The sequence below is a fragment of the Comamonas sp. GB3 AK4-5 genome, from assembly GCF_041320665.1.
GTDB lineage: Bacteria > Pseudomonadota > Gammaproteobacteria > Burkholderiales > Burkholderiaceae_C > Comamonas.
Map to the genome: position 1 here is coordinate 689,972 of NZ_CP166730.1, position 15,089 is coordinate 705,060.

Sequence of the window (15,089 nt, forward strand, 5' to 3'; positions counted from 1 at the left end):
TGGTGCGACTTTTGTCAAAATCATGCACATGACTGCCACCGCCCCCCGCATTTTGCTCATTGAAGATGAGGCCAGCATTCGCCGCTTTGTGCGCCTGGCATTGGAGGACGAGGGCTGGCAGGTCTTCGAGGCCGATACGGCCAAGCGCGGCCTGATCGAAGCCGCCAGCCGCCAGCCCGATGCCGTGGTGCTGGACCTGGGCCTGCCCGATGCGGATGGAAAAACAGTGATCGCCGAGCTGCGCAGCTGGAGCGCCTTGCCGATTCTGGTGCTCTCGGCCCGAGAGCGCGAGGAAGAAAAAGTGGCCGTGCTGGATGCCGGTGCCGACGACTATCTGACCAAGCCCTTTGGCGTGCCCGAGCTGCTGGCGCGCTTGCGCGTGCTGCTGCGCCGCCGCCAGCAGGGGCAGGCTGCAGACAAGCCCGGTAGCCGCGTGCAGTTTGGTGCGGTGGTGGTGGACCTGGCCACCCATGAGGTGGCGCGTGCCGGCGAGCCCGTGCACCTGACTCCCATCGAATTTCGCCTGCTGGCGGCGCTGATTGCAGGCCATGGCAGGGTGCTGACCCACCGCCAGCTGCTGCTGCAGGTCTGGGGGCCGGAATACCTGGACCGGCCGCACTATCTGCGTGTGCACATGGCCAATCTGCGGCAAAAGGTGGAGGCCGATGCGGCCCAGCCCCGGCATTTGATCACCGAGCTGCAGGTGGGCTATCGCTTGGTGGGGCTGGCTAGTTAGCGGATCAGCAAGGCGCAGGCGTACAAGCCCAGTCCAAAGACGGCATGCATGACCAGGCTGTGCATACGGGCCAGCCAGGGGCGCGGCGCGCGGCTGGCGGCCCAGCCTGCACCCAGGGCGGGTTGCATCACAAAAAACGGGAACACCACCGTGGCCGTACCGAACAGCAAGGCCGGCAGCAAACTAGGGGTGGCCAGCCAGGCGCTGCCCTGCCACAGCACCAGGCCAGCGGCAAAAGCGATACCGGTCAGAAAATGTACGGCCCAGCCCAGAACTGCCTCAAAGGCCTTGGGCGCCGCGGCACCAATGGGTGCGTGGGCAAAACGGCCATGGGGCATATGGGCAATCCAGCGGCCGACCAGGGCGTAGTCGAGTGCAGGCACGCCCAGCAGGCGCTTGCGCGCCGCAGCCCATAAGTCGGTGGCGATGGTGGCGCCTATGCCCATGGCGATGGTTTGGAGGGTGACAATGGGGTCAGTAAAGCTCATGGAACGCTCGCGCAAACAAGAAGAAGCAAGATGCTGAAAAATCCCACTATGCAAACTCAAGCCGACTTCAAGTCAAGCCCCCATGTTGGTTGATATAGGAGATGTGGTGCGGCGCACGGGGCTGGCCGCCTCCACCTTGCGCTATTACGAAGCCCAGGGCTTGATTGCCGCTGCGGGTCGCCATGGCTTGCGCCGCCAATACCAGCCCCAGGTCTTGCAGCAGCTGGCCTTGATCACCCTGGGGCGTACGGCGGGCTTTTCGCTGGCGGAAATTCGCCAGATGCTGGGCGATGGCGGCAGCCTGGTGGTGGACCGCCAGGCGCTGGAGCGCAAGGCCGACGAGCTGGACCGCAGCATTCGTCGCATGACGGCGCTGCGCGAAGGCCTGCGCCATGTGGCGCAATGCCCGGCGCCCCAGCATCTGGAATGCCCGAAATTCCAGCAAATCCTGCGCCTGCATACGGCCAGCCAGCGGCACAGGGCGGAAGAGGGCGGCGCTTCAGCGCATCCTTAATCACGTCACATCGGCTGGCCGGTCTGGCTGCCGGATGCGGCGCAGCCCGTATAATCGCGGCCTGTCCGAGGAGCGTTGCAGCGCCCCCAGTGTGAGCGGGGCGTGAGGCTCGGATTTTCATTGCAACGACGCTCACCCACGCTTTCTGTGCGGTGAGGTTCATTCAAAGTCCCCCGCAGAACGTGGTTTTTCATTCATTTTTTGGAGAAAACCATGAACGCTGCTGTTCGATTCAATCCTGCTGACTCCGCGATCACCGATATTTCCCTGGCCGCCTGGGGCCGCAAGGAAATCAAGATCGCCGAAACCGAGATGCCCGGCCTGATGGCTGTGCGCGAAGAGTTCGCCGCTGCCCAGCCGCTGAAGGGCGCGCGCATCACCGGCTCGCTGCACATGACCATCCAGACCGCAGTGCTGATCGAGACGCTGACGGCTCTGGGCGCGCAAGTGCGCTGGGCCTCGTGCAACATCTTCTCCACCCAGGACCATGCCGCAGCCGCCATCGCCGAAACCGGCGTGCCGGTCTACGCCATCAAGGGCGAATCGCTGAAGGACTACTGGGACTACACCCACGCCATCTTTGAATTCGGCGCCAAGGACACCGAGGGCGAAGGCCCGAACATGATCCTGGACGATGGCGGCGATGCCACCATGCTGATGCATCTGGGCAAGAAGGCCGAGAAGGACCTCTCTGTGCTGGCCAACCCCGGTTCGGAAGAAGAAAAGATCGTCTTCGCCGCCATCAAGGTCAAGCTGGCGGTGGACCCCACCTGGTACAGCCGCAAGAGCGCCCACATCCTGGGTGTGACCGAGGAAACCACCACCGGTGTGCACCGCCTGAACGAAATGTCGGCCAAGGGCACGCTGCTGTTCCGTGCCATCAACGTCAACGACTCGGTGACCAAGTCCAAGTTCGACAATCTGTACGGCTGCCGCGAATCGCTGGTGGACGGCATCAAGCGCGCCACCGACGTGATGATCGCCGGCAAGGTGGCTGTGGTCGCCGGCTACGGTGACGTGGGCAAGGGCTGTGCCCAGGCCCTGCAAGCCCTGCGTGCCCAAGTGTGGGTCACCGAGATTGACCCCATCAATGCCCTGCAGGCTGCCATGGAAGGCTATAAGGTCGTGACCATGGAGTACGCCGCTGACAAGTGCGACATCTTCGTGACCACCACCGGCAACAAGGACATCATTCGCCACGAGCACATGATCGCCATGAAGGACGAAGCCATCGTCTGCAACATCGGTCACTTTGACAATGAAATCGACGTGGCGTCGATCGAGAAGTACGAGTGGGAAGAGATCAAGCCCCAGGTGGACCACATCACTTTCCCCGATGGCAAGAAGATCATTCTGCTGGCCAAGGGCCGTCTGGTGAACCTGGGCTGCGCCACCGGCCACCCCAGCTTTGTGATGTCCAACTCCTTTGCCAACCAGACCCTGGCGCAGATCGAGCTGTTCACCCGCCCCGATGCCTACGAAGTGGGCAAGGTCTATGTGTTGCCCAAGATCCTGGACGAAAAAGTGGCCCGCCTGCACCTGAAGAAGGTGGGTGCCCAGCTGACCGTGCTGAGCCAGGATCAGGCCGATTACATCGGCGTGAAAAAAGAAGGCCCTTACAAGCCTGAAACATACCGTTATTAACACCCCCTGAGGCGCTTTGCGCCTTCCCCCTCTCTGGCTTCGCCGGAGGGGGACGACAGCCTCGCTGCGGGGCGGCCCTTGCTCGCTGTCTCTGAGCTGGGGCGCGCCAGTATTTAGGGTCTGGCGCCATAGATAACCGAGATATTCCTGGAGAGCGACGCGATGCGCGCAGATGTATTTTTAGTAGAAGCCGGTCATGCGACCACGCGCTCCCAGGCCCAGCGCCTGATTGCCAGTGGCGTGGAGTGGCGTTTGACGCCTCTGGCACCCTGGAAAAAAGTGGTCAAAAACGGTGACGAGATCCCTGCCGGCGCCGAGTTGCAGCTGTTGGATGCGGCCGAGGCCAAGTACATCTCGCGCGGTGGCTTGAAGCTCGAAGGTGCATTGGCGGCCACCGGCCTTTCGGTGGCCGGGCTGCGCTGCCTGGACGTGGGCCAGAGCACGGGAGGCTTTACCGATTGCTTGCTGCAAGCCGGTGCGACACAGGTGATTGGTGTGGACGTGGGCCATGGCCAGCTGCATGAGCGCCTGCGCTCGGACGCTCGCGTGGTGTGCGTGGAAGGGCTGAATGCCCGCGCCATGACGGCGGCTGCGCTGGAAGCCGCCTGCGATCTGGCGCTGTCGGAAGTCGTCGAGGAAGAAGAGGACAACGACACCCAGCCGCAGGCACCCTATGCCTGGATGCGCAACGGTGGCCAGGTCGATGAAGACTATGACGACAGCGACGACGCCAAGGAGCAGGATGTCGAAGCCTTCAAGGCCGAGCGCGCTGCCATGGCACGCGCCAGGGCCGAAGGTTCGCGCCCGGTGGAATACCGCCGCAAGCCCGGTACCGAACATATCGACCTCACGCCCGCGTTCGACTTTGTCACCGGCGATGTGTCCTTTATCTCGCTGACCCTGGTGCTGCCCGCCGCCGTGCAGCTGCTCAAACCCCACGGCCATTTGCTGATGCTGGTCAAACCCCAGTTCGAGCTGCAGCCCGGCCAGGTGGGCAAGGGTGGCATCGTGCGCGATACCGCCTTGTATGCCGAGGTGGAGCAGCGCATTCGCACCTGCCTGGAGTCCTTGGGTCTGACGGTCAAGGCCTGGCTGGATTCGCCCATTGAAGGCGGTGACGGCAACCATGAGTTCTTCGTCCTGGCCCAACAAGGCGCTGAGATCAAGGCCTTGCCCAGCCTGGAGGCTGAAGATGCGCCCGCCAAGCCGGTGGCAAAGGCTGCGGCCAAACGCCCGTCGCGGGCTGAGGTCCGCGCCAAGCGCAGCGCGCAGGAGCTGTACGAAGACCCCGAGGTGGCCAGTTTTGGTCAGCCCGGCCCTGCTCGCTCCAAGCAGAAAAAACGCAACGCATAAACATCCCCTTGCGCAGCTGCGGCGCTTCCCCCCCGGGAGCGGCGCCTCGGCTGCGGGGTAGCCCAGGCCTCTGGCTGGGACTACCTGGGTAAGGCAGCGCTGCCGCAACGCCATACAAAAATCCTACGGAGACCCGCATGAGCTTTCCCGTCAGCTTTGAGTTTTTCCCCACCAAGACCCCCGAAGGTGCGACCAAGCATGAGCTGGTGCGCCAGCAGCTGTATGCGCGCCAGCCCGAGTTCTGCTCGGTCACCTACGGCGCCGGCGGCTCCACGCAAGAGGGCACTTTCCGCATGGTGCGCGCCATCCTGGATGAGGGCATGGCCGCGGCCTCGCATTTCTCCTGCGTGGGGGCCACGCATGCCAAGGTGCGTGAGGAACTGACGCAGCTGAAAGCCATGGGCGTGCGCCGCATCGTGGCGCTGCGGGGCGATCTGCCCAGCGGCTACGGCCTGGGCGGCGAGTTCCAATATTCCAGCGATCTGGTGGCCTTTATCCGCCAGGAATTCGGTGATGCCTTCCATATCGAAGTGGCGGCCTATCCCGAAACCCATCCCCAGGCGCGCAGCCCCGAGGCCGACCTGCAGGCCTTTGCTGCCAAGGTCAAGGCGGGTGCCGATTCCGCCATCACCCAGTACTTCTTCAATGCGGATGCCTACTACCGCTTCGTGGAAGGAATTGGCAAGCTGGGGATTGCGGTGCCGGTCGTGCCGGGTATCATGCCGATCACCAATTCTTCCCAACTCATGCGCTTTTCCGATGCGACCGGCGCTGAGATTCCCCGCTGGATTCGCCTGCGTCTGCAGGCCTTCGGGGACGACGTGGCTTCCCTCCGTGCCTTTGGCCTGGACGTGGTCACGCACCTGTGCGAGCAGCTGCGCAGCCAAGGCGCGCCGGGCTTGCACTTCTACACCATGAACCAGAGCGCAGCGACCTTGGAGCTGTGCCGCCGCCTCGGCCTGTAACAGACGCGCATTGCGCGCGCTGCCTTGTCTATGGTGTGCGGTGCCTGCCGTCTGTGCGAGACAGAGGACACTGCATGCCATCCATCTGCCAGAACATCGGGCAAGAGCCCGAGACTGCACGCTACCGCTGGGTAGCGCTGTGGGGTGCGGCGCTGCTGCTCAGCGGCTGCGCACCGCTGCCACCCGCGCCGCCCTCCACGTCAACTGCGGCTGTGGTTCCTTCTGCTGCGCCGAGCACCGCCGCCAACCAGGTCAATCCGGCCGCCGATGCGGGCAATGCCCGCCCAGGCCGCTGGGGCTGGTGGCGCCATGACCGTGCCGGCGCTGAAGCCCTGGCCAAGGTCGCCCCCAAGCCTGCGCCACTCAGCGATCAGCCCGACCCGGCAGCCCAACTCGCGCCTGAGGCACGGGACAGCGACCAAAAAGGCATTGCCTCCTGGTATGGCCCCGGCCTGCACGGCCGGCGCACGGCCAATGGCGAGCGCTTTGACAGCGGCGCGTTGACGGCGGCCCACCCTTCCCTGGCCTTTGGTACGCGCGTGTGTGTGCGCAGCGCGGCCACCGGCAAAACAGTGGTGGTGCGTATCAACGACCGGGGGCCGTTCGTAAAAAACCGTGTGATCGACCTGAGCCAGGCCGCCGCCGAGGAGCTGGGCATGATGGGCCTGGGCATCAAGCCGGTAGAGCTGTGGGCCCTGGCCGATGATGAGGTGCAATGCCCGGGCGACGAGCTCGATGAGGATTCGGATGTCGCAATAGACGGCCTGAGCGAAGCGGCCCGGGCGGCCTTGCAGGCGCACCGCGAGACCGTTTCCAGCAAGCCGGTCGTGCAGAGCAAGCCTCAGAAAAAGTGAGCGCCCTATGCGCAGCAGGTCTGCGCAGGCGCGGTAAAAGTCGGACACACCACGCTGCGGCTGGCGTGGTGTGCGCCAAGTACCGGAAGAGACCTCAGCCGCCGGATTCCAGCGTGAAGCCGGCGTGCTTGTCCTGGCCCAGCAGCTTGACCATTTGCGGCAGCGACTGCTTGAGCTTTTCCTTGACGGTGAAGGGTGGATTGATCAGGAACATGCCGCTGGCGGGCAGGCCGGGGCGCTTGCTGGGCTCGTCTTCCGTGGCGGACAGGGCGGCGGACTGCATCTTGCTGGACTTCACCGTCAGCGTGGCATGCAGCCAGCTCTTGCCGGCCTTGGTGGCCATGGTCTTGAGGCGGCGTGGCAGATCATGCGCATCCTGGCGGGCGATGATGGGATACCAGATGGCATAGGTGCCGGTGGCAAAGCGGACCAGGGCGTCCTGCACCATGTCGATCACACGGCCATAGTCGGTCTTGATTTCATAGCTGGGGTCGCACAGCACCAGGCCACGGCGCGAGGGCGGAGGCAGCAGTTTCTTCACGCCGCCAAAACCATCTTCCTGGGCAATCAGAATGCGTTTGCCTGGGTCCAACTGGGCGATGTTTCCGGCCAGGGTGCGCGAGTCCGTGGGGTGCAGCTCGAACAAATGCATCTTGTCCTGCGGACGCAGCAGGCTGTTGCTGATGAAGGGCGAGCCGGGGTAGACGCGCAGCTTGTTGCCCTGGTTGAAGCTGGCCAACACCTGCAGATAGTCCTGCAGCGCAGGCGTCAGCTGGTCCAGTGGCGTGTCCAGCAGGCGCTGCACGCCTTCGCTGGCTTCGCCGCTGGTGCTGGCGTAGTCGCCATCCAGGCGATACAGGCCGGCGCCGGCGTGGGTGTCCACCACCGTCAGCGCCGTCTCCTTTTGCGTCAGGTGCTGCAGGGTGGCAATCAAAACGGTGTGCTTGAGCACGTCCGCATGGTTGCCGGCATGGAAGGCGTGGCGGTAGCTGAACATGGTGGTGCAGGAAAAGGGCCGCAGGGCGACCGCAAGGTATGGGGTGTATCGGGAAGCGTGCCGCGCGATGCAGGGCTGTGCACGGCGGTGCGGGCAGGGCCAAGTGTGGCGCGGCTGCCACCAGCCAGGGGGAAACATGGCCAGTTGCAGGGGTGTTTGCCCGTATTGGACTCTATTTCGTATAATGGAGAGCTTCGCAGCGATTTTATGGCCCCGCGGCGAAGGTTAAAGCTTCGGTTTTAACAACCCCGCCTAAGAGGCTTCCTTTAAAAGACAGGTTTCATATCTGCCTTTTTCAAGAAGAAGCGCCGACCGCGGAAAAGGGCCAGCCAAACCCTCTGAAAGAGAAAACTCATGTCTACATTCAGCGCAAAGCCCGCTGAGGTGCAACACGAGTGGTTTGTGATTGACGCCACCGATAAGGTGCTCGGACGTGTCGCCAGCGAAGTGGCACTCCGTCTGCGCGGCAAGCACAAGGCCATTTACACACCTCACGTTGACACCGGTGACTACATCGTCATCATCAACGCCGCCAAGATCAAGGTCACTGGCACCAAGAACTTGGACAAGGTGTACTACCGTCACTCCGGTTTCCCCGGCGGCATCACTGCCACCAACTTCCGCGACCTGCAAGCCAAGTTCCCTGGCCGTGCACTCGAGAAGGCCGTCAAGGGCATGCTGCCCAAGGGTCCTCTGGGTTACGCCATGATCAAGAAGCTGAAGGTGTACGGCGGTGCCGAGCACCCCCATACCGCTCAGCAGCCCAAGGCTCTGGAAATTTAAGGAGACCTAGATGATTGGTGATTGGAACAATGGTACCGGCCGTCGCAAGTCCAGCGTCGCCCGTGTATTTCTGAAGAAGGGCTCCGGCAAGATCACTGTGAATGGCAAAGACATTCAGCAGTACTTCGGCCGTGAAACCTCCATCATGATCGCAAAGCAGCCCCTGGTGCTGACTGGCAATGTCGAAGCTTTCGACGTCCAGATCAACGTCCACGGTGGTGGTGAATCCGGCCAGGCTGGCGCTGCCCGCCACGGTATCACCCGTGCTCTGATTGACTATGACGCGGCTCTGAAGCCCGTCCTGAGCCAAGCTGGTTACGTGACCCGCGACGCTCGTGAAGTCGAGCGTAAGAAGGTCGGTCTGCGTTCTGCACGCCGCGCCAAGCAGTTCTCCAAGCGTTAATTCGCCGGGTCTACCGAAGGGTGGTCGATGCAAATCGGCCACGCTTTCAGAAAAAACCGCCACCGCTTTCGGGCTTGGCGGTTTTTTTGTGGGCCAAAGACAGGCAGGCAGCGCGGGCAAAGCCCCCACTGTCACTGCCGGCAAAGCCCAGGCGCATGGGAATTCCCGAGCGCGCTGCATTACCATTTCCCGTATTGATTCCTCGGAGTATCCCCATGAGCGCCGTTGCCGAAAACACCATCACCGAAATGCCCGCCCCGATTCTCTTTACCGACAGCGCTGCGGCCAAGGTGGCAGACCTGATCGCCGAAGAGGGCAACCCCGACCTGAAGCTGCGCGTGTTCGTGCAGGGCGGCGGCTGCTCGGGCTTCCAGTACGGCTTTACCTTCGATGAGATCACCAACGAAGACGACACCACCATGACCAAGAATGGCGTGTCCCTGTTGATCGACGCCATGAGCTACCAGTATCTGCTGGGCGCCGAGATCGACTACAAGGAAGACCTGCAGGGCGCGCAGTTCGTCATCAAGAACCCCAACGCCAGCACCACCTGCGGCTGCGGCTCCAGCTTCTCGGTGTAAGTTGCGCTGATTCTGCGTTCTTGCCCCATCCCTCGGATGCCTTTGCAGTTCGCAGGCATCCCGCTCTTCGCAGCCGCTGCTTGTCAGCGGCTTTTTTTACGCCTGCCGCCCGGCCTTTGCCTTGATGCCTGAAGTCTTCGCCTCTCCCGCTTCCCCTGCGCCCTTGGCGTCACACCGTGAACGCCTGCTGTGGCTGGTGGCGATTGCCTTTTTTCTGCAATCGCTGGATGCCACCATCCTCAACACCGCGCTGCCGGCCATGGCCCAGTCGCTGGGGCAGAGTCCGCTGAAGATGCAGACCGTGATCGTGGCCTATTCGTTGACCACGGCCATGTTGATTCCCGCCTCGGGCTGGGTGGCCGACCGCTTTGGCACCCGGCGTGTCTACGGTGCGGCGATTGCCTTGTTTGTGCTGGGCTCCATCCTGTGCGCGCTGGCGCCCAGCCTGAATCTGCTGGTGGCCGCACGCGTGCTGCAGGGTGCGGGCGGGGCCATGATGCTGCCTGTGGGGCGGCTGGCGGTGCTGCGCAGCCACCCCAAGGGGGACTTCATCCGTGCCATGAGCTTTATCGCCATTCCCGGTCAGGTGGGTGCGCTGCTGGGCCCCACGCTGGGCGGTGCGCTGGTGGAGGTGGCCAGCTGGCACTGGATCTTCTGGATCAATGTGCCCGTGGGCCTGTTTGGCATGTGGGCCACGCGCCGCTGGATGCCGGTGGGGGAGCCCCTGCCGCGCCGCAGCTTTGATGGCTGGGGCTACGGCCTGCTGTCCTTTGGCATGGTGTCCATCTCGGTGGCGCTGGACGGGCTGACGGGGATGGGACTGGGTATGGCCCTGGTGGTGGTGTTGATGGTGTTTGGCATGGCCAGTCTGGCCGCTTACTGGATGCATGCGCTGCGGGTGCCACAGCCGCTGTTTCCGCCCGCGCTGTTCCAGGTGCGTTCGCTGCGCGTGGGTCTGCTGGGCAATCTCTTCGCCCGCTTTGGCAGCGGCGCTGCGCCTTTTCTGATTCCGCTCTTGCTGCAGGTGGGGCTGGGCATGTCGCCTTTTCATGCCGGGCTGATGATGCTGTCCACCGTGGTGGGCGGCATGCTAGTCAAACGCTATGCCGTGAGTACGGTGCAGCGCTTTGGCTACCGGCGGGTGCTACAGGTCAACTCCGTGCTGCTGGGCCTGGTGTTGGCCATGTTTGGCCTGAGTTCGCCCACGCAGCCGCTGGGGTTGCTGCTGGTGCAGCTGTTTGTGTTTGGCTGCATCAACTCCATGCAGTTCTCGGCCATGAACTCGGTCACGCTCAAGGATGTGGAGGGCGAGTTCGCCAGCAGTGGCAACAGCCTGCTGTCCATGGTGCAAATGCTGTCCATGGGCATGGGGGTGGCCCTGGCGGGGGCGCTGCTGGCGGGCTTTTCGGACCTGTGGGCGGTGTTGGGCGACCACTCGCTGCGCGCCCTGCAAGCCACTTTTGTCACCGTGGGCCTGATGACACTGGCCGCCACCCTGGTGTTCAGCCAGCTGGACAACGATGAGGTCGTGCGGCCTGGGGCCGATAGCGGCAATTAAAACAGGAGCGCTCTTCGCGTTCTATGTCTTGTATTGCGATGCAAACCATATGGCATCGCAAGCGTGGAGAGCTGAAGGTGCTATGAAAATATTCAGCTTTATGCTGGGTAGATGGCACCCAGCACACGCGGCCCGCGCGCACCGGTGACGGCGGGCAGATTGCCGGGTAGGCCATGCAGGCATTGGCGTGCCAGCCAGGCAAAGGCTGCTGCCTCCACCTCCAGCGGTGGCAGGCCGCGTTCGGCCGTGCTGCCCACGGCCACGCCGGGCAGCAGGGTGGCAATGCGCTGCATCAGGTGGCTGTTCAAGGCGCCACCACCGCAGACCAGCAGCCGGCGGCCGCTCCGGCCCCAGCGGTGCACGGCGTCGGCACAGCTGGCGGCGGTGAGCTCGGTCAGCGTGGCCTGGATATCGACCAGTGCGGCCTGGGCAGCCTCGGGCAGGGCTGCCAGATGGGCTGCCAGCCAATCGGCATGGAACAGGTCGCGCCCCGTGCTCTTGGGTGGTTGCTGGGCAAAAAAAGGCTGGTTCAGCAGGCGTTGCAGCAGCGCGGGCAGCACACGGCCGGAGGCGGCCCAGCGGCCGCCGTCGTCATAGGCCTGGCCGGTGTGCTGCAGGCACCAGCCATCCATCAATGCATTGCCCGGGCCGCAGTCAAAGCCTTGCACGCAGCCACCGGCGCCCAGCACGCTGAGATTGGCAATGCCGCCGATGTTGAGCACCAGCACGGTCTCGCCAGCCCGGCCAAAAACGCCCTGGTGAAAGGCTGGCACCAGCGGGGCACCCTGGCCGCCAGCGGCCAGGTCACGGCTGCGCAAATCGGCCACCACGGTGATGCCGCAACGTTCGGCCAGCAGGGCGGGCGCGTTGAGCTGCAGCGTATAGCCCGTGCCATCGAAGAGCTGGGGCCGGTGGCGCACGGTTTGGCCATGGGCGCCTATGGCTGCCACCTGCTGGGCCGCCACACCGCTGCGCTGTAGTAGCTGCTGCACCACCTGGGCGTAGCAGCCCACCAGGGCGTTGGCCGCCAGGGCGGCGCGGTGCAGTTCATCGCTGCCCCCAGGGGTATTCAAGGCCAGCAGCTCGGCGCGCAAGCCGCTGTCAAAACCGCAGCTGGCATGTTGCAGCACGCGTGTGCCCTGGTGCAGGTCCACCAGCACGCCATCCACGCCATCCAGCGAGGTGCCGGACATCAGGCCTATGAACAATTCGGAAGTGGCGGTGAGCGGGGTCATGGTGCGGGGCGCGAGCGTTGGAGGGCGGATGGGCAAGGGCGCAGTATGGCCTGGAAACACCAAAGGCCCCGAAGGGCCTTTGTGTGGAAGCGGCGGCGCTTATTGGGCGCTGGCCTGCTGGATGGTGGCAGCCGAATCCAGCTGCATGCGCATTTGGGAGGCGAGCTGCTTGAAGGCGGCTTCGTTCTGGCGGTTGAGTGGCGCCTCGGCAGCGGCCTTGGCCATCACTACCTGTGGGTCCTCATGCTTGCCGTTGACGCGGAACTCAAAATGCAGGTGCGGTCCGGTGGCCCAGCCTGTGGAGCCCACGGCGCCCACGTTCTGGCCCTGTTCCACGTTCTGACCCTTCTTGACGTCGATGCGGCTCAGGTGGGCGTAAACGGTTTCGTGGGCGCGGTTGGCATGCTTGATGAACACCACGTTGCCAAAGCCGTTTTGCCAGCCGGCGAATTCCACCACGCCATCACCAATGGTGCGCACCTTGGTGCCCGTGGGGGCTGCGAAGTCGGTGCCCAGGTGAGCCTTCCAGGTCTTCTGGATGGGGTGGAAACGCATGGCAAAGCCGCTGGAAACGCGCGAGAACTCCACCGGGGAGACCATATAGGCTTGGCGCAGGCTGCGGCCATCCAGGTCGTAGTAGTTGCCGCGGTTGCTGCCCTCGGGCTGGTACCACATGGCCTGGTGGGTCTTGCCGTTGTTGTGAAACTCCACACTCAGCAGACGGCCAGCGCGCAGGGGCTCGCCGTCGGCTTCCAGGCTTTCGTAGACCACCGAGAAGCGATCTTCTTTGCGCAGTGCGCGGCGGAAGTCGATGCTGCCGGATAGCACATCGGCCATTTGCACGGCCACGTTGTCGGGGATGAAGGCGGCGTCCGTGGCGGCAAACAGCGAGCTGCGGATCACGCCGCCAGCCAGGCGGGTGTTGATGGTCAGCGGCGCTGATTCCACCTTGGCGCTGAACTGGCCGTTGGCGTCGCGCTCGACCACCAGGCGCTGGAAGTCGCTGCTCTCGTCGTTCAGGATCCAGCGGACCGTCAGGCGTTGCAGCTGGTGGTCGTTGCTGGCTTCTGCCGAAACCAGGCGGCCGGCACGGCCCAGCAGATGCTGGCGAATCGTTTCATTGCTGCGCAGAAAGGACGACGCCACGGGGTCGGCAATGCCCATGCGTTGCAGCAAGGCCTCGGCCGAGTCCGTGCTGCGCGTATAGTCGCTGCGGAACAGGGTGAAATGGTTCAGGTCGGCCAGATCGGCCAGGGTGGTGCCGTCCGCGAGGGAGGCCACCGGTTGGGCGATGGTGCGCACCTGCACGTCTTGTTGCGTGGGGGCTAACGAGGCCACGGCAAACGCCGCCCCACCGCCTGTGAGCAGCATGGCTGCCAGGCCGGAGGTGACGCGCTTGGGGTGGGTTTGCACCAGAAGAGCCAGCCGTGCAAGCAAAGCATTGCCAGCTGTGATCAAGCGGTCTTTCAAAACGATGTCCCTAGGGTCTGTGCACAGCCACCACCAAGCGCCAACTGGCGTGGGCATTAGCTGTGCGGGGATGTCGGACAGCAGCCATATGGCGGAGTAGAAATGGGATGCCTACTAGAATCCGCCACTGCAACCGAGCCCGGAGTATAGCGGGCGTCTCCTCTATAGCATCGAAGAAAACCCTTATGAATCAAGATAGTGTGAAAAAATATCCGATGACGGAAGCGGTAGAGCGAGCGCTGGAAGTGACGTTGCGTGGTGTCGATGAGCTGCTGCCCAAGGAAGACTGGGTGCAGAAGCTGGCCAAGTCCGAAGCCACGGGCGTGCCGCTGCGCATCAAACTGGGGCTGGACCCCACGGCGCCCGACATCCACCTGGGTCACACCGTGGTGCTCAACAAAATGCGCCAGCTGCAGGACCTGGGCCACCAGGTGATTTTCCTGATCGGCGACTTCACCACGCTGATTGGCGACCCATCGGGCCGCAACAGCACCCGCCCGCCCCTGACTGCCGAGCAGATCAAGGCCAACGCCGAAACCTATTACACCCAGGCCGCCAAGGTGCTGGACCCGGCCAAGACCGAGGTGCGCTACAACAGCGAATGGTGTGACCAGCTGGGTGCGCGCGGCATGATTCAGCTGTCGGCCAAGTACACCGTGGCCCGCATGATGGAGCGCAACGACTTCCATACGCGTTTCACCGACGGCAGCTCCATCAGCCTGCACGAATTCCTCTACCCGCTGCTGCAGGGCTATGACTCCGTGGCGCTGAAGGCCGACCTGGAAATGGGCGGCACCGACCAGAAATTCAATCTGATGATGGGCCGCCATCTGCAGGCCGAATATGGTCAGGAGTCGCAGTGCGTGCTCACCATGCCGCTGCTGGTGGGCCTGGACGGTGTGCACAAAATGTCCAAGTCCAAGAACAACTACATCGGCATCACCGAAGACGCCAACACCATGTTTGCCAAGGTGCTGTCGATTTCGGACGAGCTGATGTGGGACTGGTACACCTTGCTGTCCTTCCAGAGCCTGGAACATATTGCCCAGCTCAAGGCCGACATCGCGGCCGGTGGCAATCCCAAGCATGCCAAGGTGGCCCTGGCCAAGGAAATCACCACCCGCTTTCACAGCGCGGCGGCGGCCGATGCGGCCGAGCAGGACTTCATCAACCGCTCCAAGGGCGGTATCCCCGATGACATCCCCGAAGTGAGCCTGTCCGGCGCGCCCATGGGCATTGGCGCGCTGGTCAAGCAGGCCAATTTGGCGGCGTCGACTGGTGAGGCCAACCGCCTCATCGATGGTGGCGGCGTGCGTGTGGATGGCAATGTGGTCAGCGACCGCGGCCTGAAGCTGGAGGCCGGAACCTTTGTGCTGCAAGTGGGCAAGCGCAAGTTTGCCCGCGTGACGCTGGCTTAAGCCGTTTCACGGAGTGTCGAGGGAGCTGCGCCGCTATCTTGACGCACGGGTGGGCGTGCAGCGAAGTCCAGCGGCTTCGGTGGGTGAGCC

General features: G+C 63.6%; 15 protein-coding genes and 1 riboswitch. Of the genes, 11 read left to right on the top strand and 4 right to left on the bottom strand.

What is annotated here, in order from left to right:
• Positions 1 to 28 precede the first annotated feature (28 nt).
• Positions 29 to 736 (top strand): response regulator, encoded by a 708-nt coding sequence (locus tag ACA027_RS03030; protein ID WP_370680925.1) that lies wholly within the window; start codon positions 29 to 31, stop codon positions 734 to 736.
• Here ACA027_RS03030 and ACA027_RS03035 read toward each other — a convergent pair.
• Positions 733 to 1,224: a DUF2938 domain-containing protein gene (locus tag ACA027_RS03035; RefSeq protein ID WP_370680926.1), complete on the bottom strand. Its 492-nt coding sequence runs from the start codon at positions 1,222 to 1,224 to the stop codon at positions 733 to 735. The genes ACA027_RS03030 and ACA027_RS03035 overlap by 4 nt on opposite strands.
• An 82-nt stretch (positions 1,225 to 1,306) precedes the next feature.
• Here ACA027_RS03035 and ACA027_RS03040 point away from each other — a divergent pair, with 82 nt between their 5' ends.
• The 5 genes from ACA027_RS03040 (at position 1,307) to ACA027_RS03060 (ending at position 6,554) form a co-directional block, all read left to right on the top strand.
• Positions 1,307 to 1,738, top strand: a complete 432-nt coding sequence (locus ACA027_RS03040) for a helix-turn-helix domain-containing protein (protein WP_370680927.1) — start codon at positions 1,307 to 1,309, stop codon at positions 1,736 to 1,738.
• A 61-nt stretch (positions 1,739 to 1,799) separates the two neighbouring features.
• Positions 1,800 to 1,879, top strand: a riboswitch (S-adenosyl-L-homocysteine riboswitch).
• Positions 1,880 to 1,951: 72 nt separating this feature from the next.
• Entirely contained in the window at positions 1,952 to 3,382 is a 1,431-nt protein-coding gene (gene ahcY / locus ACA027_RS03045; RefSeq protein WP_370680928.1) for an adenosylhomocysteinase, read from the top strand.
• A gap of 162 nt (positions 3,383 to 3,544) precedes the next feature.
• A complete protein-coding gene (locus tag ACA027_RS03050; protein WP_370680929.1) occupies positions 3,545 to 4,735 on the top strand; it encodes a TlyA family RNA methyltransferase in 1,191 nt (396 codons plus the stop codon).
• A gap of 137 nt (positions 4,736 to 4,872) precedes the next feature.
• The gene (metF, locus tag ACA027_RS03055) at positions 4,873 to 5,700 is read left to right on the top strand and encodes a methylenetetrahydrofolate reductase [NAD(P)H] (RefSeq protein ID WP_370680930.1); all 828 of its coding nucleotides are present in this window, start codon (positions 4,873 to 4,875) and stop codon (positions 5,698 to 5,700) included.
• Positions 5,701 to 5,774: 74 nt separating this feature from the next.
• A complete protein-coding gene (locus ACA027_RS03060; protein ID WP_370680931.1) occupies positions 5,775 to 6,554 on the top strand; it encodes a septal ring lytic transglycosylase RlpA family protein in 780 nt (259 codons plus the stop codon).
• A gap of 94 nt (positions 6,555 to 6,648) precedes the next feature.
• On the opposite strand, the gene ACA027_RS03065 is transcribed toward ACA027_RS03060, so the two are convergent.
• The gene (locus tag ACA027_RS03065; protein WP_370680932.1) at positions 6,649 to 7,551 is read right to left on the bottom strand and encodes a 23S rRNA (adenine(2030)-N(6))-methyltransferase RlmJ; all 903 of its coding nucleotides are present in this window, start codon (positions 7,549 to 7,551) and stop codon (positions 6,649 to 6,651) included.
• A 354-nt stretch (positions 7,552 to 7,905) separates the two neighbouring features.
• Here ACA027_RS03065 and rplM point away from each other — a divergent pair, with 354 nt between their 5' ends.
• From rplM to mdtD, 4 genes are all read left to right on the top strand, one after another.
• Positions 7,906 to 8,334 carry a 50S ribosomal protein L13 gene (gene rplM / locus ACA027_RS03070; protein ID WP_370680933.1) on the top strand — a complete coding sequence of 143 codons (429 nt, stop codon included), beginning with the start codon at positions 7,906 to 7,908 and terminating at the stop codon, positions 8,332 to 8,334.
• Between the two features lie 10 nt (positions 8,335 to 8,344).
• Positions 8,345 to 8,737 (top strand): 30S ribosomal protein S9, encoded by a 393-nt coding sequence (gene rpsI, locus ACA027_RS03075; RefSeq protein WP_370680934.1) that lies wholly within the window; start codon positions 8,345 to 8,347, stop codon positions 8,735 to 8,737.
• 215 nt (positions 8,738 to 8,952) lie between these two features.
• Entirely contained in the window at positions 8,953 to 9,318 is a 366-nt protein-coding gene (gene erpA / locus ACA027_RS03080; RefSeq protein ID WP_370680935.1) for an iron-sulfur cluster insertion protein ErpA, read from the top strand.
• A gap of 124 nt (positions 9,319 to 9,442) precedes the next feature.
• Positions 9,443 to 10,876 (top strand): multidrug transporter subunit MdtD, encoded by a 1,434-nt coding sequence (gene mdtD, locus ACA027_RS03085; RefSeq protein WP_370680936.1) that lies wholly within the window; start codon positions 9,443 to 9,445, stop codon positions 10,874 to 10,876.
• A gap of 98 nt (positions 10,877 to 10,974) precedes the next feature.
• Here mdtD and ACA027_RS03090 read toward each other — a convergent pair whose 3' ends face one another.
• A complete protein-coding gene (locus ACA027_RS03090; RefSeq protein ID WP_370680937.1) occupies positions 10,975 to 12,111 on the bottom strand; it encodes an anhydro-N-acetylmuramic acid kinase in 1,137 nt (378 codons plus the stop codon).
• A gap of 99 nt (positions 12,112 to 12,210) precedes the next feature.
• Positions 12,211 to 13,581, bottom strand: coding sequence for a peptidoglycan DD-metalloendopeptidase family protein (locus ACA027_RS03095; RefSeq protein WP_370680938.1), 1,371 nt, complete (start codon positions 13,579 to 13,581; stop codon positions 12,211 to 12,213).
• 185 nt (positions 13,582 to 13,766) lie between these two features.
• Here ACA027_RS03095 and tyrS point away from each other — a divergent pair, with 185 nt between their 5' ends.
• Positions 13,767 to 14,999, top strand: coding sequence for a tyrosine--tRNA ligase (gene tyrS / locus ACA027_RS03100; RefSeq protein ID WP_370680939.1), 1,233 nt, complete (start codon positions 13,767 to 13,769; stop codon positions 14,997 to 14,999).
• Positions 15,000 to 15,089: the final 90 nt, after the last annotated feature.